At 43.2% G+C, this 24,413-nt stretch carries 15 protein-coding genes; 5 read left to right on the top strand and 10 right to left on the bottom strand.

The annotated features are described in order from the left end of the window. Window positions 1-138: 138 nt before the first annotated feature. From BFS30_RS24485 to BFS30_RS24470, 4 genes are all read left to right on the top strand, one after another. Window positions 139-1,683, top strand: coding sequence for a T9SS type A sorting domain-containing protein (locus tag BFS30_RS24485; RefSeq protein WP_069381703.1), 1,545 nt, complete (start codon window positions 139-141; stop codon window positions 1,681-1,683). A gap of 47 nt (window positions 1,684-1,730) precedes the next feature. Next, window positions 1,731-6,452, top strand: coding sequence for a T9SS type A sorting domain-containing protein (locus BFS30_RS24480; RefSeq protein ID WP_083252221.1), 4,722 nt, complete (start codon window positions 1,731-1,733; stop codon window positions 6,450-6,452). A 66-nt stretch (window positions 6,453-6,518) separates the two neighbouring features. After that, window positions 6,519-7,484, top strand: coding sequence for a T9SS type A sorting domain-containing protein (locus BFS30_RS24475; RefSeq protein WP_083252220.1), 966 nt, complete (start codon window positions 6,519-6,521; stop codon window positions 7,482-7,484). A 111-nt stretch (window positions 7,485-7,595) separates the two neighbouring features. Further along, entirely contained in the window at window positions 7,596-9,809 is a 2,214-nt protein-coding gene (locus BFS30_RS24470; RefSeq protein WP_069381700.1) for a TonB-dependent receptor plug domain-containing protein, read from the top strand. Window positions 9,810-9,994: 185 nt separating this feature from the next. Here the strand turns inward: BFS30_RS24470 and BFS30_RS24465 are convergent, their stop codons facing one another. Then, entirely contained in the window at window positions 9,995-10,450 is a 456-nt protein-coding gene (locus BFS30_RS24465) for an energy transducer TonB (RefSeq protein ID WP_069381699.1), read from the bottom strand. A 603-nt stretch (window positions 10,451-11,053) separates the two neighbouring features. Then, window positions 11,054-12,595 (bottom strand): hypothetical protein, encoded by a 1,542-nt coding sequence (locus tag BFS30_RS24460; protein ID WP_157263032.1) that lies wholly within the window; start codon window positions 12,593-12,595, stop codon window positions 11,054-11,056. 175 nt (window positions 12,596-12,770) lie between these two features. Here BFS30_RS24460 and BFS30_RS24455 point away from each other — a divergent pair, with 175 nt between their 5' ends. Then, window positions 12,771-15,056 carry a gliding motility-associated C-terminal domain-containing protein gene (locus BFS30_RS24455; RefSeq protein WP_069381697.1) on the top strand — a complete coding sequence of 762 codons (2,286 nt, stop codon included), beginning with the start codon at window positions 12,771-12,773 and terminating at the stop codon, window positions 15,054-15,056. 78 nt (window positions 15,057-15,134) lie between these two features. On the opposite strand, the gene BFS30_RS24450 is transcribed toward BFS30_RS24455, so the two are convergent. The 8 genes from BFS30_RS24450 to BFS30_RS24415 all read right to left on the bottom strand — a co-directional run bounded on the left by BFS30_RS24450 (window position 15,135) and on the right by BFS30_RS24415 (window position 24,412). Continuing rightward, window positions 15,135-16,589, bottom strand: a complete 1,455-nt coding sequence (locus tag BFS30_RS24450; protein ID WP_069381696.1) for a hypothetical protein — start codon at window positions 16,587-16,589, stop codon at window positions 15,135-15,137. 478 nt (window positions 16,590-17,067) lie between these two features. Next, window positions 17,068-19,056: a conjugal transfer protein MobC gene (gene mobC, locus BFS30_RS24445; protein ID WP_069381695.1), complete on the bottom strand. Its 1,989-nt coding sequence runs from the start codon at window positions 19,054-19,056 to the stop codon at window positions 17,068-17,070. Between the two features lie 25 nt (window positions 19,057-19,081). Beyond that, window positions 19,082-20,359 carry a relaxase/mobilization nuclease domain-containing protein gene (locus tag BFS30_RS24440; RefSeq protein WP_069381694.1) on the bottom strand — a complete coding sequence of 426 codons (1,278 nt, stop codon included), beginning with the start codon at window positions 20,357-20,359 and terminating at the stop codon, window positions 19,082-19,084. After that, window positions 20,341-20,739 (bottom strand): hypothetical protein, encoded by a 399-nt coding sequence (locus tag BFS30_RS24435; protein WP_069381693.1) that lies wholly within the window; start codon window positions 20,737-20,739, stop codon window positions 20,341-20,343. The genes BFS30_RS24440 and BFS30_RS24435 overlap by 19 nt, the downstream gene beginning before the upstream one ends. A 167-nt stretch (window positions 20,740-20,906) precedes the next feature. Beyond that, complete coding sequence (locus tag BFS30_RS24430; protein WP_069381692.1) at window positions 20,907-21,326, bottom strand: hypothetical protein; 420 nt, start codon at window positions 21,324-21,326, stop codon at window positions 20,907-20,909. Between the two features lie 104 nt (window positions 21,327-21,430). After that, on the bottom strand, window positions 21,431-23,047 hold the full coding sequence (locus tag BFS30_RS24425; RefSeq protein WP_069381691.1) for a hypothetical protein: 1,617 nt from the start codon (window positions 23,045-23,047) through the stop codon (window positions 21,431-21,433). A gap of 61 nt (window positions 23,048-23,108) precedes the next feature. Further along, the gene (locus BFS30_RS24420; RefSeq protein WP_069381690.1) at window positions 23,109-23,723 is read right to left on the bottom strand and encodes a hypothetical protein; all 615 of its coding nucleotides are present in this window, start codon (window positions 23,721-23,723) and stop codon (window positions 23,109-23,111) included. A gap of 62 nt (window positions 23,724-23,785) precedes the next feature. Further along, window positions 23,786-24,412 carry a hypothetical protein gene (locus BFS30_RS24415; RefSeq protein ID WP_069381689.1) on the bottom strand — a complete coding sequence of 209 codons (627 nt, stop codon included), beginning with the start codon at window positions 24,410-24,412 and terminating at the stop codon, window positions 23,786-23,788. Between the last annotated feature and the right edge of the window lies 1 nt (window position 24,413).

Here is a 24,413-nt window from a genome sequence, read left to right as displayed (position 1 = left end):
CTACCGCATTTGGAGATTACTAGTTTTTGTCATTATTTATAACCTTCTTTCTGATATCCCATGAAATCATGCGTGCTAGCGTCATTGCTTTTTCTGATATGCCTTACTTCTTATGCGCAACGTTGTGCTCAACTTTCCATGGGAAGTATAGGGGGCAATAAGAGTGAAGCTGTGTTTGACCGAGTATATAACCATAACGATGGTACATTTAGTATACATATAGGTACCGCTTCAACCGCTGGAAATATTAATACCTCCTGTCTCGGAACATTTCCTGGAGGAGGATCTGGTAGCTTTTTTTACCAGCAATATAATGCCATTGGGACAACAGTACTTACTGAGTATTGCGCTTCAATAGGCTCTTCTTTTTATGCGGAATATTACTACTCCCAAACCAATGGTGATACCCTATTTGTGGGCATGCGGGATACAGCCGGTTCCAGCGATGATATAGCTATTGAGCGAAGAAGTGCTTCTGGGACCGTATTGTGGACGAAATACTATGGTGGTACCGGCAGTGATGGTCTGGCAAATGTTGCGAGGGCGGCTGACGGTGGCTTATTTATTGCTGTTGGCACGAATTCAACAGATGGGGATGTTGGCTTACACTATGGTAGCGGCTTCGATGCTGATATTTGGATACTGCGTGTGGATAGTAATGGGAACAAATTATGGGGAAAAGTACTGGGCGGGTCCGGTTCGGATCTTCCGCGTGATATCAAGGCATCACCTGATGGTGGTTGTTATGTATTTGGAGTAACGGCCTCTTCAGACCATGATGCCGTGGGTATGAAAGGTGCGAGTGATCTCTATATAGTAAAACTGGATAGTTTGGGTCAAAAAGAGTGGCACCGATGCTTAGGTGGTACTGCAACAGATGGCTGTGGTTATGACCTGGGGATCAAAGCTATAGAGGACGGACAGGGAGGGTTTTATGTGATTAACCGCACCAATTCCCATGATGGGGATATTCAGCGAAGGTTACCCCTTGATGATGGTCCTGATTTCTGGCTCGTTCATATTGACAGTTTGGCTAATCTTATATGGGAAAGCACTTTTGGCGGACCAGGCTGGCAGGTACCATCTGTTTTCTGCCGGGCAACAGATGGCAGCTTCTGGATGGGCGGGCAGAATCTGAGCAGTTTGACCGGCGGTATGATTGATGCAACATATGGCATGACAGATTCCTGGGTCGTACATGCCGACAGCCTGGGCAATTTCATTAACCAACGGTCATTTGGTAACAATAAGGAAGATCAGATTGATATGATTCATCCTTTGTCAGATGGAACGGTTTTGGCGGGGGGAAGATACTATTATACAACTTCTCCCGGTCCTACAAGTCCTGAATTTCCGCAGTCCACCGAAGGGGAGAATGATATTTTCCTTACCCGACTTGGCCCTCAAACGGTAAGCATCAGAGATAAAGTACTGGAAGCTTCCGTTTGGGAATTATATCCTGTTCCGGGTAAAAAGACTTTACATATCCGGATCAAAAGAGGTAATAAAGAAAAATATAACCTGGTTATCGCAAGTGCTTTGGGCAGTACAACCTTTAAGACAGAGTTCCACGATAAATTAGATCTAAATATCAGCCTATGGCAACCCGGCGTATATACGGTAACATTGACCGATATATCTGGTAATACAGGAACGAAAAAAATGGTAGTAGCCGATCAATAATTTTCAATACAGGAAGATACTAGTCCGCAAACCTTAAAAACAAATACATGAAAAAACTCCTTTTCACCTGCTGCCTTCTATGGGCGGCCTGGCAAAGCTATGGGCAATCTCCATTGACTTCAGCACCAATGGATACGAATAGTTTTGATTTCATTTCCCAGAGATATTTAAGTGGTGTTCTGGCACAGGAAACAGATTCAGCAAAGATCGCCAGGGCTAAAAAACTACATGGACGTTGGGAAACCTTCTGGAGAGGGCGTGTAGCTAATGACGCTGCGCTTGGCACGTCAATATTTGGCCTAGTAAGCGAAGCGCTTGATGTGGCGATGCGTGGCACATCTGGATGTCTGGGGATAGGATACAAAGGAAACTGGAGTTGTTTAGGCCCCTTTACTAATTACTTCGGTAAAAATGCTGACTTTAATGGCCGAATTGTCAGTCTCTGGGTTAGTCCAACCAATCCAGATTCTATTCTTGCCGGATCAGGTGCTGGTGGTTTATGGCGGACCATAGATGGAGGGCTAAGTTGGAATAACATTACAGATGGAATATCTTATGAGGCATTGCCCGGAACGATGGGAATTACGCATATTGCAGTAAACCCAACTAATCACAAAAGTATATATATCGCATCTGGCACTTATCATGGTGCTACACGGGCCTGGGAAGGTGCATATACGTTAGGACTGATGTACAGTAAAGATGGTGGGCAGACCTGGCAAGCTGATCTTAAATTCCGACAAATTCTTAGCACCTCAGGGACGAATGGGTGGACAAGAGAACCTATTGTTAAGCTTGCATATAGTCCTATGACAAACAGACTATACGCTTTATGCAACAAAAAACTTTACGTAAAACCTGTACCAGGCGATAACCAACCATGGTTTGATATCACCAGCTCCGTTTTCAACAATTACTATAATTTGTCTGATTTTGATTTTACCCATAACCCCACCGGCAAGATAGTAATGAGCACAACTAATCTTCATCCGGATCATAAACTATATACCTTCGATGAAATCAATGGAACTCTGCCAGGAATTTGGGGAGAGCATAATATGGTTTTCAACCCGCTAGATTCCACCGAAGGAATAAACGATATTGGGTTAACAGCTTCAGATGATGTTTACATGCTTGTTCAGAGAGAATCTGGAAAAAAAATATACAAAACTGGTATCCCTGCTGCAAGCTCCTTAGCCCTTATAAACAATAATCTGGAGAATGCCACCCAAACCTACAATTTCCGAGGTATTGAAGTGTCCCAAAAGGACCCTAATGTTCTTTACCTTTATAACCTCTCAGGCAATCCGAGCTATCCTTACAATTTTATTCATAAATCGTCTAATGGTGGTCTGACGTTCAGTCCAATAGGCGGCGGGCATCCAGACGGCCGTGCTGTTCACATCTACCACGGTGGGAATACAGGTGGTGATACCCTATTCTGTGGAACGGATGGTGGATTGGCCCGTTCTGACAAGGGGACAACTTTCAAAAGTCTCATGGGGGCAAATATTTGTATCACACAATTTTATGGACTGGCTATCAGTCCCTCCAACGATGCCTATATGTCCGCAGGAGCACAAGATAACGGTAACCATGCTTATGTAAGGAACCGCCCTGAGCCCTGGAGCCTTGAAGATACTTATGGAGACGGTGTTCTACCTGCATTTAGCCGGAATGGTATTAATACATCCTATATGCAAATGCAGACTGGCATGAATGTAAATTTAACATTTTTAGGCAATACTGTGACGAATCAAGGTAATGTGCCTAATCCTCCCGATGTCATCTGGGGGACAGAGTATCGCTGGATGCGCCCTTTGAAGTTTAACGAAAAAAATGTAGCCGGTTTAGGCTTTCATTTCATCTGGAAAAAAGCGCTGATGGATCCAGACTGGATTTCCGAATTCGGTGATCTATCCAATATGCGGGAACCAAAGCCAACCATTGGACTTGACTACTCTTCAGCGAATCTGGAATTACTTTCAAAACATAAAAACCCTCCGGATTTTATTGTATCAGAGAAGAACCCAGATGTAGCCTATATTGCTTATTCTGATGTGTATTGGGCAAATGGGGGAATCGGTGATAATTATGGTAACCTCTTCCGGACAAAAAATAGGACTACCCTTTTTACCTGGGACAACATTACTCCGACACAGGTTGAGGGATGTGCAATTAGTGATCTGGAAATCGACCCCAAGAACCCCAATCGCGTTTGGGTCAGTTATGGGAATATTGTTGAATCTCAGGTTCCGGTATCCAGTACTCTACGAAAAAAAAGAGTTCTGTATTCTTCAAATAACGGCGATACCTGGACAGATATCAGTAAAGGATTACCAGCTATGCCTGTGATTAAACTCCTTTATATTGAAGGCTCAGATGATGTGCTGTTTGCCGCTACCGATGTCGGAGTTTACCGATGGAACAAGACAGGAGGACAATGGGAATGCTTCAATAACGGTATACCTAAAACTATAATTACAGACCTTAATTTTAATGCCTGTAGCGGTAAGCTAAAGGTGTCAACTTATGGCCGGGGCATCTGGGAGACTCCAATAGAAGATAATCCGAGTAGCCTTACACCCGTCGGTGAAACCAATGAAATAACTACCAATACTACCTGGAATTCCAGCAAAACTATCAGTGGTAGTATCCGTATCAGAAGTGGTGCTACTTTAACCATCAGTGGTTCAGGCACCACCATTTATATGCCTTCAAGAGGTAAGATAGCAGTTGAGGGTGAGGCAAAGCTGATCATTGACGGCGCCAGGATAACCAATGAATGTGATGGCGCTATGTGGCTGGGCATACAACTTTCAGGTAACCTCAATGGGCCACCGACCCCTATTAACCAAGGCTATCTGGAACTTAAAAATAATGCACGTCTTGAACATGCGCGCCTAGCAATTTCCAATTTTGATTGGGATGAGAATACCGGTGGTGGTATTATCAAAGCAAGTAACAGCAGTATCAATAATTGCAAAATGGCGGTATGTCTTAATAACTATCCTAACTACACTTACTTTACGCCAGGCACCTCGCAGTCCAACTGCATTTTCGACAATGTAGAGTTTGTCAAAGACGATCCACGCTATGAAATAGATGCAGGCGGTTATTTTACGTCCTGGTTGATAAAGGGTGGTGTAGAAATACGTAATTGCACGTTCCGATATTCCATAACTTCCGTGCCTTGGCAGAATGTACCTTACACACACCGTTCTTCAGCCATCAATGCTTCAGCAACGGGTATTAAGGTGGAAAATAGTTCTTTCGACGGCTACCGTAGAGGTATTTATCTAAATGGCTATGATCGCTCACCCATGCGTAACGCCCAGATCAATTATAACACCTTTGATCACAATTCCCAAGGTATTACCATCGAGGATGACCCTTACGCCGATATCCGGGGTAATATCATCCGCAATATGTATCCTTACAAAAGCCGACTCTCCTATATGAATGCATATGGTATCTACATGAACGGGTCTGCGGGCGGCTATGTAGGCTGTGGCAATAGTGTGTCGGGCACAACGGACGGTGGTCCGGGTATTGGTTCTATAGTTAACCGGTTAGGGCTAATTGCCAACAATAACCGTGGGAATTATATCCACGTTATTGACAATGGTTTCAGTGACCTTTCTGTAGGTACACAAACCCAGGGAATCAACGGTGCTCTGAATATTTTCTGTAACACTTATAATAAAAACAAACTGGCCTGGGCCGCTAACCCTCAAAGTACCAATGGCTTTCTTAATGATCAGGGCACGAGCTGTGTCCCCACGCCGGGCATCAGGGCTGGCAACCGTTTTACTACAAACCAATATGATATCATTTCTTACTTCGTTACAACAGCCTATAACTGGAAGTACTTTGCCGGTAATGGTGCTAACGAAAACCCGTTCTGGTCTGGACATATGACGATGAACAATTGCAATACTACTGCCAACTCCCAATGCAATAGGCCAAGGGCGTGCCCGGTTAGGTATATTACCCGCTTGGATCACGGAAGATTGCTGGTGGATTACAGCGGATTGGTAAGTGCAGGTGACAAATATAGTTTTGAAGGCAGGGCCTTACAAACTGAAATCGTATGGGGATATAATGACCTGGAGGACGAAGCCGGATTACGAATGTTCCTGGAAAGCGAAAATGATGATGAATCGCGCAGATTGCTGATCCCGATGTATGTCAATGCCATGATGGTTGACGAGGGAATCAATGCGATCAATGCACTGAGTGTGTCTGCTATTGAAAAACAGGCATACCTCAACTATTATACGATTATGTTGAATCTCAAACAGGAAAACAGAACTATACACCAACTTACAACAGCTGAGTTGGAAATGGTTCGTGAACTTGCAGCATCGGAAGCAGAAGTAAACCAGATGGCCTTAGGACTGTTAGAGTATGCGTATGCGGAAGACAGGGAGTTGCCTGTGGAGCAGCTACCTATGGACCCTATGTCTAAAAAAATAAAAATACCGGAAACGCCAGGGCGCCAACCAAGTACTTTGGCAGATGCCGCGCCAAACCCGGTACAAAACAATACACTGATTATAGCAACGATTAATGCGGCCGATGCAATACAGCATCCTCACTTGATTGTCCGCAACAGTTCCGGCGCCGAAGTCTGGCGTACCAAATTGCAGGTGGGTGAAAACCGGGTTAGTGTTCCTGTAAAAAGCTGGCAGGCGGGCGTATATTTTTATAACCTGGAATTGGACAACCATATAATCGCTTCGAAAAAATTGAGCGTAATTCCTTAAGTATATTGTTCCTGCACCTCAGCATCTTGTGCAGGAACAATATATTTCCTTCCCTAAATTTCGGTTATGAAAAATCATTTTTACTGCTCGGTTTGCATTTATTGCTTATTGGTGCTGTTGTCGTTTCAGGCAGGCGCCCAAAAGATATATTTTACGGATACGACCAACAACTGGATTACCAGGCGAGCGGGAGAAATGGGGCCGAACGGTCTAGGTACCTGGAATTTTTATCAATATTATTCTTCTGATACTTTAATTGAAAGGAACGGTCATTTTTATACAGAGATAAAGTCTGATATTGGCTGGGAGAAGCAATACTTTGCAAGAACCTTGATACGTGATGATACCGCAGCTGGATTAGTATATATAAAGCCCCTTCAGGACACACTTTCTGGAATTTACAGAGTGACAGATACCAATGAGTTTGTGTATCTAAATTATAACCTTAATGTCGGTGATACCCTAATCATGCCTTTGGTCTTTTGGGGAAGTGGAGACAGCATCAGTATTCACGTAGTAACTGAAGTCGACAGCTTTATGTCAGACAATACTTGGTATAAAACGCATAAGTTTAATGCGTATAAAGGAATGAGAGGTGGGGACACACAAGGATACACCAGGTACACTGTTTATGAAGGTGTTGGACCAGATTCCGGCCCCATTCTTGAACCTAATAGTATAAATGAATATGGCCCTCTGATACTGAGCTGTTTCCGGAACAAGGGCTCAATTAATCCAAAATTTAGTGTCTTCTGTAATGCTTTAGCTATAGAAAAATTGGATAAAAAAGTAAAACATTTTCAATTATATCCGAATCCTGGTTGTGATAAACTGACGATAAAAGGTTATGAGAAGTCCGATAAACAATATTCTGTAAAAATATCAGACCTGCAGGGTAAAGTATTGTTGGAGACAAAATTCAAACATGAAACAGTGCTTGATGTAAAATATTTCGCTTCCGGCATTTATATTTTACAATTCATTGCGGAAGCAAATGTCCTGCAGTTCGACAAATTGGTAATTCAAAAATAGCGCCCAATACTTAAGGGCTGGCCAGAATCTTCTCGAAAAATGTTTGTTCGGACGGATATTATTCTTTCCCGGTATAAAAAGAATTCGTAGTATCTACACTTGATAAATACCATGAAAAAAAAATTACTCTGTATCCTATCTGTCAGCCTATACGCGTTGACCTCCTACGCGCAAGAAGACACAGTAGCAACTAAACAACAGGTGGCTGAAGTCATTGTTACCGCCAATAAATTTGAAGAAAAGAGTAAATATGTAGCACAAAGGGTGGAAGTACTCGACCCTGCAGTTATTGAAAATTCCATGTCTAATAACACGGCAAGTCTGCTGGAACAGACTGGAAAAGTGTTCGTACAGAAAAGTCAGTTAGGTGGCGGCAGCCCGGTATTGCGTGGCTTTGAAGCCAGCCGTATACTACTGATGGTAGACGGTGTACGGATGAACAACGCCATATATCGGACGGGCCATTTGCAGAATGCAATCACAATAGATGATGATATCCTGGAAAAGGTAGAGATATTGTATGGCCCGGCTTCTACCATATACGGATCAGATGCCCTGGGTGGGGTTGTACATTTCCAGACCAGGAAACCGCAATTGTCTTCTTCCGGAAAGCTATCGGTAAAATCCAATGTCAGTACCCGGTACAGCAGTGCTTTCCAGGAATATACCGGGCATATCGATGTAAACATGGGTTGGAAGAAATGGGCAACGCTTACATCCATCAGCTACAGCAGCTTCGGCGATCTGCGTCAGGGCAATAACCGTAATCCCTTTTATCCCGAACTGGGTAAAAGGAAGGAGTATATAGAGCGGATCAACGGTGTGGATTCGATTGTTGCCAACAAAGATGCTAATGTGCAAAAGTTCAGTTCTTACAGACAGATCGATTTATTACAAAAGATATATTGGCAACCCAAGCTCAATCAGAGCCACCAGTTAAATATCCAGTATTCTACCAGTGGAGACATTCCCCGTTACGACCGCTTGACAGATACCAGGAATGGGCAACTCCGCTGGGCTGAATGGTATTATGGGCCGCAGGAGCGGTTTATGGCATCCTACCAATACAAGGCAAAGGCATTGAACGGCTTTTTTGACCAGATGATGATCGGAGCAAACTATCAAAACATAAAAGAAAGCAGGGTGCAACGTGCATACAAAAAAGAGGAAAAGGAATACAGGATCGAAGATGTGGATGTACTTGCTTTGAATGCCGATCTACGGAAGAGCAAAGGAAGGCATGAAGTCAGTATTGGTATAGATGGGCAATTTAATTTTTTAAACTCAACCGCTTATAAACAAAATATAGTCAGCCAGGAAAAAACTTATGGCCTTGATACCCGCTACCCCGATGGTAGTAATAATATGAATTATACCGGTATATACGGACAGCATTTATTTAAACTTATACCGGGCAAACTGATTATTAACGATGGTTTGCGGCTGAACTACGTAAGCCTGAACAGTAAATTTTCAGATACGGCTATCCTTCATTTGCCATTTACAGGAGCCCGCCAGCGTAACATTACCTTCAGTGCTAATGCCGGCATCATTTACCTGCCTGATGATAAAAGTAAACTCTCCATGGGTTTTGCAACTGGTTTCCGTTCGCCGAACATAGACGATATGGCTAAAGTATTTGAATCGGCCGGAGGTGTACAACTGGTCGTTCCGAACCCCGATCTACGCCCCGAGCAAACTTATAATTTTGACCTGAGCTTATCCCGGAATTTCCTGGGTTGGATTTATGTTGAAGCCAGTGGGTTTTATAGCTTGTTCCGCAATGCCATGGTGCTGGATAAATATAAATTTAACGGAGCCGATTCCATACTTTATGATGGGAAGCTGACTGCTGTGGTTGCGAATCAGAATAAAGCCAAAGCCTTTATCTGCGGCTTCCAGGGTAGTGTTATCCTGCGACCGCTACAAGGCTTCGGTCTGTACAGCTATATTACTTACACCTATGGCCGTTATCAGGGCCTGGATGGACAGGAAGTGCCCATGGATCATATTCCTCCTGTGTTTGGTAAGACCGGTGCCAGTTACAGGTACCGTCTCCTGGAAGCAGATGTATACATATTATATAATGGCTGGAAACATCTTGGCGATTATAATCCCTATGGAGAAGATAACCTGCAATATACTACAGAATTGGGTATGCCTTCCTGGTACACGTTTAATGTTTCCACAACTTGGAGTATTACCAAAAACATTAAAGCACAGGTAGCCCTGGAAAATTTATTCGACCAGAATTACCGGGTATTTGCCTCCGGAATAAATGGCGCAGGCAGGAACCTGATGATCAAATTGAAAGCATCGCTATAAAGTCCAGAGAGTTTTGAATGTATGTAGCTAAACACTATTAATAGAGGACATCACTCGCAACAAAGGCCTTCATCAACTTTTTTTAGAAATATGTCACAGTTTCTTATACCATTGTGCTGCTTCAATATGAAACGGTGTCTCATTCAATAGGCTTTCTGTCCAAATTTGATAGCGGGTGTCCATCTTTAATTTGACTTGTAGCGGAACGGTAAAGTGTAGTATACTGCAACTGGATGCCCTTCATGTATTCCTGGTTTCCAATCAGGTAAAGTATTAACGACGCGCAGAACCTCTGCGTCTATATCTGCACGTATTGATTTCTTAATCTTGGCGTCGCTCACCTTTCCGTCTTTGCCGACAATAAATTGTACGACCACTAAACCTTTCGTTGTATCGTTCTTGGCGTTTTCAGGGTCTTTAAATTTTTCGTGTAAGTATTTGCTCAAATCGACACTTGGCTCCGGCATATGATCTATCGAGACATAAATTTTTTCCTTCTCATCAGAGCGTTTTAAAGGGGTAGTAGGTTTCTCTTGGGCCGTAACCGGGGACGGGCTTTGTATTAGAAAAATACCAGCAATGGCAAATACAAATGCTGGCATTAGCACCTTTTTAATTTTTTCTGAATTTTGCAATTTCATAATTTTTTCGTTTTAAAGGATTAAAAAGTAAAACAATGGAATGTGTTCTATATTGAGGCTTATAAGCAGATCAATCCGGTGAGAGTTTAAATTACTTTTTCAACTTCTTTCGAAACTTTCCAATTTCATTTTCGGAAAGAATAAAAATTTCATTGAGTTCCTTCGAGGTAAGATAAGACTGACAAACCATAGGCAGGTTCTCAAAAACAGTCATGCAAATTTCTTTTGGAAAACTAGAGCAATTGAACATAACTGATCCCCAAAGGCAGGGCTTAGACAATAAAGTAAGTGTTGAAGGCCAGTTACCACCTTTCAATGATTCAAGCTCCTTCGAACCAACTGATAATTTATATAAAACTATTATAGAATTTGGTGCTCGAAACTTCTAATGTAAATTCGCTCTTAAAATCTTTCAATCCGCTTGATTGCTATAGAAATTCGTCAGGTAAATCATAGATTACCTTTGCTGAATGAAAACTAACAACCTGCAGCCCATTTTTGAGAACCGACTTTTTCAGGACTCGAGTATGACCTGCATCCTCCGGAAACGGCTTGGCATATAACACAATCAGTTAACTCATTACAATGAAAAGTTGCTACGCTTTATACCATTGAAGACTTGTACCATTTTGCCGCCACTTCATTATAAGGTGAGTTGTTGATCAGGCTATCAATCCATATAAGATATCGCGTATAATGCTCTTGAAATGTGGCTTTGCCTTTAAGCCGGACGTTGTACTGGTCTATGAGAACTTTGATTTGGCTCAAAAGTTCCTCAATGGCTTCCGGTTTATCCAAACGTATTTGTTTTGTAAATAAGTTTACAATCGGCATCTCGAACTCAAAAAGCGACGGAGCATCCTTAAATTTATGATAATACCTGGATGCTGCAAGGGTAGCAGGCTGAAGTAAGGAATAATTCCTGGCTTGCAGTAGGCTGAACAAACGGAACAAATACAGGTCGGCGTATATATCCCTTCGTATAGTTTTTGCCTGTTTGTTAAACATGCTATTCCATATTTCATCTGCTTTATGGAGATTACCGATACCAACGTAGGCGTTCATCAAATTTCCGAGGATGACCTGCCTGATCTCAAATGAAAGTAGTTTTTCATAGTGTATAAGCTTCGATTCAGTTTCTTTAATAACGTTGCGAAGTTTAGAGCGGCTACCCATGTAGTTATAGATAATTAACCGGTACACGGAGTTATAGGCAAACATCCGAACAACGAATGCAGGTGATTGATCCAGCTTATGGATTTCCATGTAAGCTGAACTGATTTCCAGCCCATTAAGCGCCTCTTCAAAAAATCCCATACAGACGCAGGAAGTAATATGCTCCAGAATACCCTCTATATAGTCATCGGGTAAAATCACTTCTGCCGCCGTTGACAGTAAATGCTTACTGTACCTGTAAGCCTGGTCATGATCAAACACCATCCATGAATGCAGGGCATAAATGAAATAGTAATAATAACGAGCCTTTTCCGAAAGGCAATCCGTAAGCCTTACCATGGCTGGTGCCGCAATAGTTTCCCTTTCCAGGTTTTTTTTCATTTTACCTTTTACATATCCATATTGCTTTTTCAGGGTTTTCGCTTTTCCGTAAATATTTTCCAGGTCCATGACCTGCCGGAACTGTTGTAATACCTTTTGTTCCTCAGCAAGGATCTCTTCTGCCGATCTCGTAGGCTTGTCAAGTACGATATTTAACCGTTTCTCCCATTCCAGAACCTGCAGCAATAATCCAAACCGCTCGTGTGAGGCTGCAAGCCTTCTGGTGTTATTGATAATAAACGCGCCTTGTTCCGGTAGGTTAAGGTGGTAAAGGATTTCAATGTCTGCAAGTTGATTACCTATACTGATATCAATCGATTTGTCTTCATTCATGGAACGCAGGCTCTTTAGGATATTCTGATAAAGCCGCCTCTTTGTAGTGGTCAGCGCCTGGGGGGAACTTTCAAAAAATATCTTTGGAAGTTCACTTTCGGCATTTTCAAGATATTGGAATAGCTGTAAAAACATGGGCTGTTCCCCTGTGACATTAAAAGACTTGGAGAACTTAGAAAAATAACGCTTTTCCCCGCCTGACATTGCGGAAATCAACTGTCGAACACTATCCCGATCCCTGTACATATTGATCATTTTAGACGAATTTAAGCCATTTTAACCTAATAAATGTATCTTTTAACAGTTCACATTTGGCAAAAAATAGTTCTGTAATTCTCTGATTTATGTGTTTGTTTTGTAATAAGGCATTAGTGCCATTTTTGTTCTTAACCAATTCCAGTTCTTGGAAAGCTGCTTAAAATCATTGCCCATGAAAGCTTACCTGGTTACCCTTCTATTATTTTTAACCCTGCCGTTTATTTCCACAGCTCAGGGAGAGAACAACATCTGCAATTTTGGTTTTCAGGCCAATAGAGTAATTAACTTTAACACGCCTGTCCCGTCGGTAGACGAACTGGTAAATATCCCGACCAATCAATCCCATTGGGCAAGCACGGTTTGTTACCCCAATGGATCACTCAGGTTCTTCGTAAGATTTCAATATAATTTCTTTGGCGTTCCTGAGTTCTATGTATTTGATGCTGCCGGCAATGGAATTGTCGGTAGTGAAGATTTGTTGACAGACGCAGGATTGATAGATTATTCTATGCCGGTTGTAATACCCCGACCCGGCAATAGCGATCAATTCTATATTTTTCATTCTGTAGACTACGGCCTGTATTATTCATTGCTGGATATGAGCCTTAATGGTGGAGCGGGAGGGATGGTTCCGGGTGAGAAAAATGTACAGATTGCACCTCCAGGCTCAATATTCACGAGACTTATAACTCCGGTCAGAGGTTGCAACGGCACCTGGCTGGTTATAAGATCACAAATCGCGGATGAATTCTACAGCTATAAAGTTTCGGCCTCCGGGATTGACACCCATAAAATAGTTTCCCATAGCGGCGCTTATCCACCAGGGGATTATAATTATGGTGGGACACTAAAGGCATCCCCTAATGGGGCCTATCTTTCCGTCACAGGATGGAGCGCTGTGGAACTTTTCAATTTTGAACGCTGCAGCGGCAAGATAAAATTAACTGGTAGTCTTGACACCACAGGCAACCCACCGCTCTTTCCCGGTGCCGGTACCGTTCTTCCATCCCACAGTAGGTTTACAGGTGTGGGGTTTTCACCTGACAATACTAAATTGTATGTTACAAAAAATAGAAACATAAACTTCATGATCGCCCCTGGAGAGCTGTTTCAATTCGATTTAAATCAACCTAATTTTTCGGCTTTAGTAGCATCCAGAACACTAATCATCGCAAATCAACCTTCAATCTTTCCTAACCTAGCAACATGCGATTTGGTTGGCGAAAATCCATTAGGCCAAATCAAAACCGGCCCGGATAACAAAGTCTATATAGACAATGGTAGCTATACCTGCCTCGACACTGCCTTCGTGCCGTTAGGATACAATCCGGGACCTGCCTTCCATGTCCTAGACAATCCAAATGCAGCGGGTCTTGCCTGCCTGCCGGTTTTAAACAGGATAAAATCACCGTTAAGTGTAGAATTTTACATGTCAGGAGACGGTGGTGAGTCATACCTTCAAAATGACATTGTTTATACTAACCCATTGCCAGACACTTTATTCGGTCGCCATATTGTGCCAGCGTGTTTTTCCGACAGCCTGATCCTAGCTGTCGACCAGGACAAGGAATGCTTACTGTGGGATAACGGTTCACGGGAATATAACCGGGTGGTGTATGAAAACGGCAAATATGCAGTTACTTACTTTAAGGACTGCGTCTACCATTCGGATACATTCCTTGTCTCCTTTGTTGCAACTCCATTTCTGACCGTCATCAATCAGAGCTGTGCCGGTACCAATACCGGTAGCATAGCCGCGGGGAACCTAAACGGGGAGAGCGTCCCCTTTAACGCAATTTGGTACGATGCGGCAGGGGCGACCCTCAAAAATAGTAGCCAGAACATTGCAGATACAATTAATGGCCTTGCCACAGGTACATACACGGTTAAGTTGACTTATCAATCGGGGTGTGACATTACACTTTTTGCAACCATATCTAGCTATCCTGCGCCCGTAGTTTCTGCCAGCCCTGCAGATACAACCATCCGTTATGGTGATAGTATTCCTCTTCAGGCAGCAGGGGCACTGTTATATGTATGGTCACCTGCGACTTTCCTGGATACCGTTATCGGCGCTTTGGTGTGGGCCGCCCCGTTGCAGCCAACAATAATTACTGTACTCGGCATTGATGAAAATGGCTGTGGGGATACGGGCATTGTAAGCATTGACATTGATTATACTATGCCTTCTATGGTACCCAATGCATTTTCACCGAATGGTGACGGCTTAAATGATATCTTTAAGATAGAGGGCATCAGTTATCAAAGGATAAAGCAGTTCTGGGTGTTTAACCGTTTCGGGCAATGTGTATTCAGCACCTCCGACCCGACTAAAGGATGGAACGGCACACAAAATAATAATCCATGTGATGTAGGAACATACCACTATCTCATCGAACTTGAACTACCTGACCGCAGCTCCAAAACTTATAAAGGAGATGTGCTTTTAATTCGGTAATTGCGAAGTTTAGGAAACTAATAAGGGCTACCCGCACCGCGAAGTAGCCCTTTCCCTATTTATCCCCGGCTACACGTATTATAAACAATAATTAGTACTCTCACTGCACATATCGGTCCATCCTTGGGTCCATGAAGTAGAACCAAAAGCTCCACGATAGCTTGGGTGTGTAAATGAGCTCGTAGTATCCCAACCGAAATTAGCAGCAAGCAGGGTCGTGCTACCCAAAACAAAGTTCTGGCTGAATCCTGTTGCACAATAGTTTCCGCAGAAGGAAGCATCATAACCCAACGTTGCTACTGAAAACTGATTACCGGCTTCTTTGCAGGAAGCAGTGCCTGAACCGGTGATCCATGCTGCAATGGTGTTATCACAGCCACCTGATACAGGCCATGTGCCCACTGCAGTAAAGGCAAATGGTGTTGCAGTGTTATGAAAACTATTATAGGAAAACTGCAGGTTATTGGATGCTGTCTGAGCAACAGAAGGTTGACCCTGAATTAAAAGTCCTCGTCCATTCCAGCCGGAAGCAACTCCATTGTAAATTTCTCCGGCACCATTGTTGAAAAACCTGATCGCGTTCTGGAAGTTATTATTTATAGTGGCTGCACCGCAATATTTGGGTCCCATAATCGTAAAATTACTGATAACTGGTTTTGTAAGTGGTGCGCTGGTTAGTGCAGTTGGATGATTGCTAATATCAATTCCGTAAGCACTTGCAGATGGGATTGCTGCAGCATTCATACGCATTGCGGCAAGGAACTGTATCTTGCTGATATTTCCATAGGATATCCTGTAGTCAGTACGATCTGAATTATAAGTAAGAATATTGTTTAGTTTTACTTTGCCTCCTGCTGCAAAGAGGCCGTCATTTTTACTGTTGCTGATCTGTATATGATCCACCAGTGTGGCATCGCCTACCGAGTTGAACATGATTCCAGATTGTGATAGGTCATTGGCACTGGCAAGCGCCCCAGCGAAATTTACCTGAACAAACTGCAAGCGACCTGAATTATCGGCATTATTTGTCCCGCCACCAATTTGAATCGCACAACCTAAATCTACAGGCAGGGAGTTAGCATTGTTATTATTAGCCCTACCGAATAAGCGCAAGCCAACCCAATCACCAGGGGCACGAAGGCCGGGGTTCTGGTCACTGGTAAATACTATCGGATTGGTTGCAGTTCCGACAGCAACGAGTTGTGCTCCGCGCTCAACAATCAACGCACTTTCCCCACCGGCTGTGGGGGTTTTCATGCCCAAAAGCTTTGTACCAGCGGGAATAGTTAAAGTCGCTCCGGCTTTTACTGTCACGCAGCCATCGAGCTTGTAAACGTTGGCGGCAGACAAAGTAGTATTAGTCGTGATATTACCCGACAGAGTCACAAAATTACATGCCAGCAAGGCTCCGATTTCGGAATCCTTACTGTTATCAGCATTAAAAGGTGAATTATGGTTACCTGCTTTCTTGCAGGCATAAAAAGCGAGGCACCCTATGAAGAGTACTATTGCTGTGATATATATCTTTTTCATTTTTTGTTGAAATAAAGGTTTGATTATTTGTTTCCATTGTTGAAGACCAGGATCGATTATTCCGTAAGCATGGTGGATCTCTCGCAGTTGAAGGGGTAAGTATCTGCTGGTTATCGTGACCGGAAAAATTGAATAGAACAAAGAGCGTCGTCATGGTACAAACATTTAAGGTAAGGACGGCAATCTGTTCGGGATTTAAATAATAGGAGGGATGATGATTATGCCGTTGCTTAGGGTAAAATTACTCCTGGGTGCAGTGCATTGGCAAATAAACAAAGGGAAAAGATCGTAGGATACCCAATTTCACTCATGAAATGCCCAACTGGAACATGAGTTGCCACATGAAATGGATAAAAGAATGAGCGAGTGCCGACAGCTCAAAAACACAGGAGGGGATCAGCACCTACTTACTATCGTAATCGCTACCATGTCTGTCAGTTCAGGTGTTAACTTTGCTTTATAATGGAGATGAAGCCTTTTAGTCATTTCTTACAATCAAGAGGTGGGCTAACTCGGGGGTGTCATAAATCCGTTCCATTTCCGATTCGATGATCATAGCCACTTCATCTTTAATTTGCAGATAATTCTCTTCAATTTCTGCCGCAGTCGTTTCTCGGACTTTAGGTATCGGCACATAGGCTGCTTCCTCAGCTGCTATTGCATCATGATCATTAATGATCTCCGAATGGAAATTTTTAAGTTCTATTTTTTCTGTCGGATTATCGGCTACGGAGCCGACGAACTCTCCGGAAGAAAGTGTTGAAATTCTTGATGCCGGTATCGCATACTCAAGCTGCGTTGATTTACTTATAGAAGTATCACTTGCATTAATGGAAAGGCTCTGGCGTTGCTGCATGATCTTACCAAAGCGTTCGCTTAAAGTCTTTGCTGTATCGCCGAGCACCTGGCCACTGATGATATTGCCGACAATATTGAAGATCACATCAGCACTTTCTTTTCCATAATCTTTACGCAACTGCGATATATCCTGGACCGCCAGGCAGGTGCAAACCCTATTCCCTCGGGCGGTCGCGATCGTACCCTCTATGCCGGAAGCACCGCCGATATATATGGTCGGAAACTCATCGAAAATCAGTGACGATTTTAGCTGGTCTTTCCGGTTGACCAGCTTGATCATCCTCGAAACATACAGCGAAAGCACAGCACCATACACCTGTGCTTTTTGCGGGTTGTTGCCTACGCAAACAATCTTGGGATCTGCGGGATTATTGATATCAAGGGTAAAGTCGTTGCCTGAGAGCACATAATACAGCTTGGGAGAGGCCAGCCGCGCCATCGTAATTTTGGCTGAAGCAATCTGTCCCTCGAGTTGCTCCATCGCCCCATTTACATATGCTGTTACAAAGGGATTGATCAGCACCTCAATCTCAGGCTCGGTACGCAAAACGGGGAACAGTTTATCGTACTCCATCTGCATCAGCTCTATACAGTGCGGCAGCGTACAGTATTTCCCGTTCTTATATTTTCGCAGGTACCAGATGATGCCGGTGAGAAAATTAATTGGACTTTCGACAAAAAAATCCCCGGTTTTTTTGATCCACTCGCGATTGAGGCCGAGCATGATCGTCCTGCTGCTTTCCGTTGCATCAGTGATATCAGTCATGCTTTCCGGATAAAGCGGATTGCAGCGGTGATAAATGTTGTCGAAATCGATTACATAAAATTTCGGCTCAACCTTATATTTATGCTTATTTTTTAGGAAGGAGTTATAGGCAATAACAGATAAGTCCGGGAACTTAAAGTCGTAAATAAACATGCTGAAACCCTTGCTCAGATGCTGGGTAATCACATGGCGGATTACGAAATAGCTTTTGCCGGCACCTGGTGTTCCGGCGACAAGCAAGGCCCTGAATGGGTTTATAAAATTGATCCAGGACTTACGGACTTTGCCTTTCAGGTTATAGCGGGCAGGCAGGTTAATGGAATACTCATTTTCCAACAGTCTCTCTTCCTGGGGGAAAGTCTCCTGCAGCTGGTTAAAGATATCTTCATCCAAACGTTGCTTCAACAGGCGGGTTAACAATGTGCCTCCGTTAACGATCAGCAGGTAACCGATTGCTGTAACCGTTATGTATAGGCCACCAAGCACAGCAACCGAGGCTTCCAATCTGAGCAGCAGGTAACTGGTGCCATAGATAATCAGACCGGAGATGATCTGGCGTAAAGCAGTGGATAGCTTTAGCTTCTCATCTTTCCTGCCTTTAGTGCCGACCAGCGAAACAATGAGCAGGAGCAAAGCCCCGGCCTTTGATATATAGAACTCTTTAAAAAGCCCGGTCCGGCCAATGTTTTCCAACACCTGCCGGACTATACTGTGGGTGAGCTGCCACTGTTCAAATGCGGCATAGCAATAAACATAAAAGTGCAGGCATAACAGGCAAATGCTGCTCTTCCTGATAAAATCGGCAATCTTTCTTAAAGCTTCTGCGTTCTCTCCAGTATTCATTCTTCACGGCTTTAGGGCTCATCAACTATTCAGTTTGTATTCTTTTTTTCTTTCTTCTTCGGAAAGGATCAGGCATATTTTCCTCGTGGGTATCAGATAGGGCTATGTCGATCAGCGTCAGGATGACAGGCTGATCAGAGGCAGGATATTTTATTTCTGCGGGTTCAAAGCTGGTCTTGGTTGTTTTATGTCCGGCATCAAATGGTGCATTGGGAAGTTGTTGCGCTGCAGATTCCGCAGGACGCTCGCCGGTCAGTCTCGGTAACCGTTCCAGGAAAGCCTTTGCACTGTATGCCTTTCCTAAATCACTGCCATTGAACACAGACCTTGTGGCGTTGTCAATGAAAGTGAGGCCGTAGACCTGGCCCTGTTCGTTTTCCCGAAGCAGGATACGGATACCCTGTGTTCGGAGATTGGCTTCGAATTCTTCGCGGCTTTTTGCGGAATCGATACCCTTGTCAAGCAGATGCTTTAACCGCTGGCCATAAGGCTTTCGGGCTTCTTTATTTTGAGGATATTTTTTCTCCAGGTTCTTTAAAGTCGGGGAGGAGTATATGGAACTGGCCTTGATCGGTATACCGGCTGCCTCGCCTTTTTCGTCCAAGAGACAATAAACCAGCCCACCCTTTTCGTTCATTCTGGTTCCCGGTGCGCCAGGATAAGCCAGGACATTGAACTGGCGCAAAGCAGCGTTAAGCTCGGGAAGTGAAGTGAACTTATAAGTTCCGGTAACCTCCCGGACAATAGAAGATATGGCTGCTTTAGTCTCAGCCTTTCCATAAATAACCTTTTCCAGATTTATAGCCTGCATCATAAAGGCGGTCTCCTTTACCTGGTCTTCCGCCTTGATTAAACCATAGCTAACCTCAATTTCTTTACGGGCCTTTTCACTCTGGTTCTTTCCTATGTTATGGGTTTCTATGCGCTGACCACCGTCCGCAATATTTACAGTAGCGATATGGATATGCGGGTGCGCTGCATCAAAATGCTGGTATATCAGGTAAGGCTGGCTGCCAAAGCCGATCCGATCCATATAATCCATTGCAATGGCCTGAAGCTTCAGTTCATCGACCACATCTTTCGGAGAAAAATTGAGGGTGATGTGCATTGCATTGGTAAGCGTCATCTTGTTTTGCCGGATCAGCATTTCAAATCTTTCCAGCTTATTTTTGAAACTAAGCTCTTCCGGACCGCGCGGGAAGCCTGCGGCCATTAGCAGCGCAGCCTCTGAATTCTTAACTTTGTTTTCATTGTAATTCAGAACACCCCTTATACTTTTCCCGCTTACGATCCGGGCAACCATCGCTGAGAAAGATTGGAGATAATTACGAACAGGTCGGCAACCTTCTGGTCGGTCTGCTGGTATAATTTTGCAATTTCCAGGGCCTGGAATAGCTTGCCTTCGGCGCTATCTTCAAGATGAAAACGATGCGTAACCTGGTTTATATTTATACCAATGGCATGAAGTTCTGTGCGCAGCAGCGAAAGCTCTGTCATTACGGAAGCAAGAGAATGATCAAAAGTCCGTACCCGGATTTCCCGCTTTTCGAGAATGTCCCTTATCAATTCGCTCATGGTCCTGCAGGTGGACTTTGCCAGCAAAGCAGTAAGCTCATCAAAATGTTCTTTACTTACTCTGGCAAATACCTTAAACTTTAAATTCCCGCTCTTTCTCTCTTTCATCTCTTCCTCTTTTAAAGCTTAATCATAAAAAACCCGACTCCGGAGGGTTTTTGCTTCCCTGGACCGCATACGGCGGCCAGGGCAAGATCGGATTGTTGTCAACAATCCTACATCTTGCCGAACACCCCAGAAGTGTGTTCTACCTATTTAAATGGATACTTGCCTTGTTAAAGGCCTTTGCTTTTACGTTTTATTTTCATCGGAGGCTTTACAGGAGAGATTTTTATCGAGTGAGCCTTTTGTTCATATTGGAGGGCTACCTGAACCGCGCTGAGAAAAGTGTGGATCTTTTCATTAGGAATAATACGACCGACTTCGAGGTGCCGGTTTTGCAGGAAATTTATAAAATTACCTTTATCATTTCTATCCAAATTATTGGCGTAGGTAATCTGGTTTTTGTTCTGAGTAAGCTCAATTATTTGTTCGGGTTCGCTATGTATGTATACAAACTCCGACTTCTTTTTATAACCTTCATCTCTTAAATAATGCTCAAATCCTACGCCGGATCTTAATCTTTCCGCCTCAGTCACCAAGATTCCCAGGTCTTCAAGCGTATAAGCCGTAAATCCGTTTCCGATATCTTCCATTGCTCTATTTTTTAGATAATTTTTATACTCATTTTTCCGTTGTTGACTATATTCTTTGCCTTTTTTGTACTCCTAAAAGGCAGGAACTATTCTAAAATGTTCGGTCATATTCCCTTTCCTTTTCTTTTTACACCCTTCACATCGGCGATAAGTTTAATCTGCCTTCGGGTTGACTGCTCTTGTTGGTTTTGTAATCCATCGGAGGGCATGTGAACTGGTTTCCAGTCCGGATCGAAGTTTAGATTCACTGGGATTGGCCTTCTCTCTGTGGTAAATACATCTATAGTTTTCTGTTCGGGATTGGCTTGGAGCAGTATTTTGTTTTGATTGTTTAAGGTAACCGGCACCAGGTCGCCTCTCTCCAATCGATACTGCACGGACCGGTCAGCAAAGATTGGCATCTGTCTTATCAGCTGTCCAAGTTCTTGAGCTGAAAGCCCCCCGACCTCAGTAAAGGCAAGGTTTCTTTCACCAGTATACTGCTGGCGGTCTAAACGTAGCCAATCTACAGCTTCTGGAAGAAACGGGTACACATTTTTATCCAGAACGGCTCTGCCACAAAGCAGGTTCCAGGCAATACCAGCATCCAGCTCACAAGGAAACCTGCGTTCAATTTTCGGCAGGGAATCCATCAGTTGATCAGCTCCAGGTTGAATGAACGATTCGAGACATGAGGTGTATTGCCAGTATTTTAATTGCAGAAGATAGGAGATAGGTTCTCCTTGTTCGTCCTGTTCCAGCTGATACATTTTTTGCTGTATTTGCTCAACCTCTGGATAAAACTCTGGCTCCCGGTCCTCATGAAGTACAAATAATTCACCGTCCTTGGACCAGTCAACAGCCTGCATTGCTTTCTCCAATTCAAGGGTGTTCACTCCATTATATATGCCATACTCTATATCAGGATAAACCTGCAGGCTGACGGTATACTCGTCGATACTATACGAGCCATCTGTTTTAGTGACAGGGATAAGAAACTCCGCATACGCCTCCGAGTTATTGTTGGCACATTTGATCTCGAAGCTATCTGGATTATCAGCAAGCAGGCGGGTCAGTTCATCATAGGTATCGACACCTGCATATTCATCCAACTTCATTTCCAGCAGTTTTTCATGTAGGTCTTCGAACTTCCCGGACACATGCATGTAAGCATCGTTACAATTACAAATACCGGACTCTCCCGCATGAAAGTCTCTTTTTCCTTCATAAAGCTGCCGGAAATCATCATAATTGGAAAGGGAACCTGCAAAGGCACTCTCCGGCCAGTATTTAAACATTAGTGCATCCCGAATCTTCATCCCGTCGAAGTTCTGACTGGAAGATAATTTACTCAGCATCTCCTTTGCATCTTCAATATTTCTTAAAGCGGCAGGGGCAATGGTATCAGGAGCTTTAAAATAGGTTTCCCAATCCAGGCCCTGCATCCGCAATTCTAAAACATCCGTATTGATGCCATTGATAACTGTGGATTCAATATTTATGGCCTTGCGATGCCTGGCATTGTATTGTTCGAGGCGATAGGCATTAAACTGCCTGTCCTTCTTAAATTGAAGTTCAAAGAACATGGTCTCCTCTCCGTACTGAACCTTATGGTCGAGCCTAAAACCAACTGGATTTAATTCGATCAACTTATTGATCCCTTGCTCGAGCCGCTCTCCATGAAACCCTATGGAAGAAAGGAATTCGACCAGATTTGCTACTTTTTCTCTTTCACTTGCCATTCTTTACCGCTCTTAAAAAATTCTTGTTTATCGTTTTGTCTTAAATTTGAAAAGACAAATCCTAAATTTTTCTGCCTTGTTTTTTTGTTTGTTGCTTCGGAAGCTCCTGATGTATATCTGCTCGCCTGACGTATTGATCTTGTTTTAATCCAGCTGCTTTCAGGATATCTTCCGATATATTGGTGTTGAGCAGCTTTTCATTAGCGGACAAACCAGGTAACACTTGGCGGGATATGATCTCAGAAAGAAACTCTTGTCCTTTTGTAGTTTGTGCCAAAAGACTGATTGGACTCTTAGTCGGTACGGTACGAATATACTTTAGCGGTTCACCGATAACGATGTTCTGTTTCATGGCGATATCTACCTTTTTATCGTATTTTATTTTTTCAAGTGTTTGAAGATGTGTTGCAAAAAGATCACCGATAAATGCCGGCAGGTTTTGCTTTACTTCCTGCGGCTTACCATCCACGGTAATTGTTTTGGCCGGAAGTTTTTCGCAAAATTTCTCTGCCTTTTCAATCAAGGCCTGTCCATTTTCATTTACCGGATAGTATTGGGTACCTGCACTATTGCTTACAATATTTCCGGCCTTCACGCCATCGACTACCAGGTTTGCAGCAAATGATTGTGCATCAATCCTGGGATTAAAACTTATTCTTTTAATTTCAATTTCCATGTTTAAAAAATTATGGTTTCTCTTTTTCCAGTGAGGATTTGTCTAAAATATGTTCGCTAAGCCTATAGCGATTTGCCTTTCTTCTGGGTCTGCTTTGGAGCAACAGTTTTCTGCGGCACCATGTATTGCCCTTCTTTTAATCCTGCATCTTTAAGAATCTGTTCCGGGATATTGGTATTCAGAATTATTTCACCAGGTTTTATATCCGGTAACACATTCTTGATAATTGCATTCTTAATTGAATCGGGACCTACAGGAAGCGTGAGCAGTTGTGATAACGGTATTTTGAAAGCCACAATACTTACCGATGAATCATTGGGTAAACCATAGACGATACCATTGATCATTGCCTTATTTATTTTATTATCGAACTTTTTGTTTTCCTTCTCCTGCAGGTGGCTGCTTAGTAAGTCATCAATAAAATGCTCCAGGTTCATTTTTAGACTGTAGGCATCCATGCCATAGGCTGCCGGATATTGTTTATCAGGTAGGCTGAGGCAATGCTCTTCTGCCTCGTGGATGAGATCCCTACCTTTTTCATCTGCGTGGTAATAGTCGGTTGAACCGCCATGACCATTATTCTTTGCATAGCCTGCATGCACGTCGTTGATATAAAGGTTAGCGGTAAATGCTTCCGTCTCTTCGCTAAGGGAAGGGCTATGTTTTATATTTTTCAATTCAATTTTCATA

Source organism: Pedobacter steynii (assembly GCF_001721645.1).
In the GTDB taxonomy this organism is placed as follows: domain Bacteria; phylum Bacteroidota; class Bacteroidia; order Sphingobacteriales; family Sphingobacteriaceae; genus Pedobacter; species Pedobacter steynii_A.
Note: the sequence above shows the minus strand (reverse complement) of the source record. Positions and strands in the feature narration are given on the sequence as shown.

Excerpts from the sequence above, each read along its gene's own strand:
- BFS30_RS24485 (WP_069381703.1), top strand. The coding sequence starts at position 139 with ATGGGAAGTATAGGGGGCAATAAGAGTGAAGCTGTGTTTGACCGAGTA.
- BFS30_RS24480 (WP_083252221.1), top strand. The coding sequence starts at position 1,731 with ATGAAAAAACTCCTTTTCACCTGCTGCCTTCTATGGGCGGCCTGGCAA.
- BFS30_RS24475 (WP_083252220.1), top strand. The coding sequence starts at position 6,519 with ATGAAAAATCATTTTTACTGCTCGGTTTGCATTTATTGCTTATTGGTG.
- BFS30_RS24470 (WP_069381700.1), top strand. The coding sequence starts at position 7,596 with ATGAAAAAAAAATTACTCTGTATCCTATCTGTCAGCCTATACGCGTTG.
- BFS30_RS24465 (WP_069381699.1), bottom strand. The coding sequence starts at position 10,450 with ATGAAATTGCAAAATTCAGAAAAAATTAAAAAGGTGCTAATGCCAGCA.
- BFS30_RS24460 (WP_157263032.1), bottom strand. The coding sequence starts at position 12,595 with ATGATCAATATGTACAGGGATCGGGATAGTGTTCGACAGTTGATTTCC.
- BFS30_RS24455 (WP_069381697.1), top strand. The coding sequence starts at position 12,771 with ATGAAAGCTTACCTGGTTACCCTTCTATTATTTTTAACCCTGCCGTTT.
- BFS30_RS24450 (WP_069381696.1), bottom strand. The coding sequence starts at position 16,589 with ATGAAAAAGATATATATCACAGCAATAGTACTCTTCATAGGGTGCCTC.
- mobC (WP_069381695.1), bottom strand. The coding sequence starts at position 19,056 with ATGAATACTGGAGAGAACGCAGAAGCTTTAAGAAAGATTGCCGATTTT.
- BFS30_RS24440 (WP_069381694.1), bottom strand. The coding sequence starts at position 20,359 with ATGGTTGCCCGGATCGTAAGCGGGAAAAGTATAAGGGGTGTTCTGAAT.
- BFS30_RS24435 (WP_069381693.1), bottom strand. The coding sequence starts at position 20,739 with ATGAAAGAGAGAAAGAGCGGGAATTTAAAGTTTAAGGTATTTGCCAGA.
- BFS30_RS24430 (WP_069381692.1), bottom strand. The coding sequence starts at position 21,326 with ATGGAAGATATCGGAAACGGATTTACGGCTTATACGCTTGAAGACCTG.
- BFS30_RS24425 (WP_069381691.1), bottom strand. The coding sequence starts at position 23,047 with ATGGCAAGTGAAAGAGAAAAAGTAGCAAATCTGGTCGAATTCCTTTCT.
- BFS30_RS24420 (WP_069381690.1), bottom strand. The coding sequence starts at position 23,723 with ATGGAAATTGAAATTAAAAGAATAAGTTTTAATCCCAGGATTGATGCA.
- BFS30_RS24415 (WP_069381689.1), bottom strand. The coding sequence starts at position 24,412 with ATGAAAATTGAATTGAAAAATATAAAACATAGCCCTTCCCTTAGCGAA.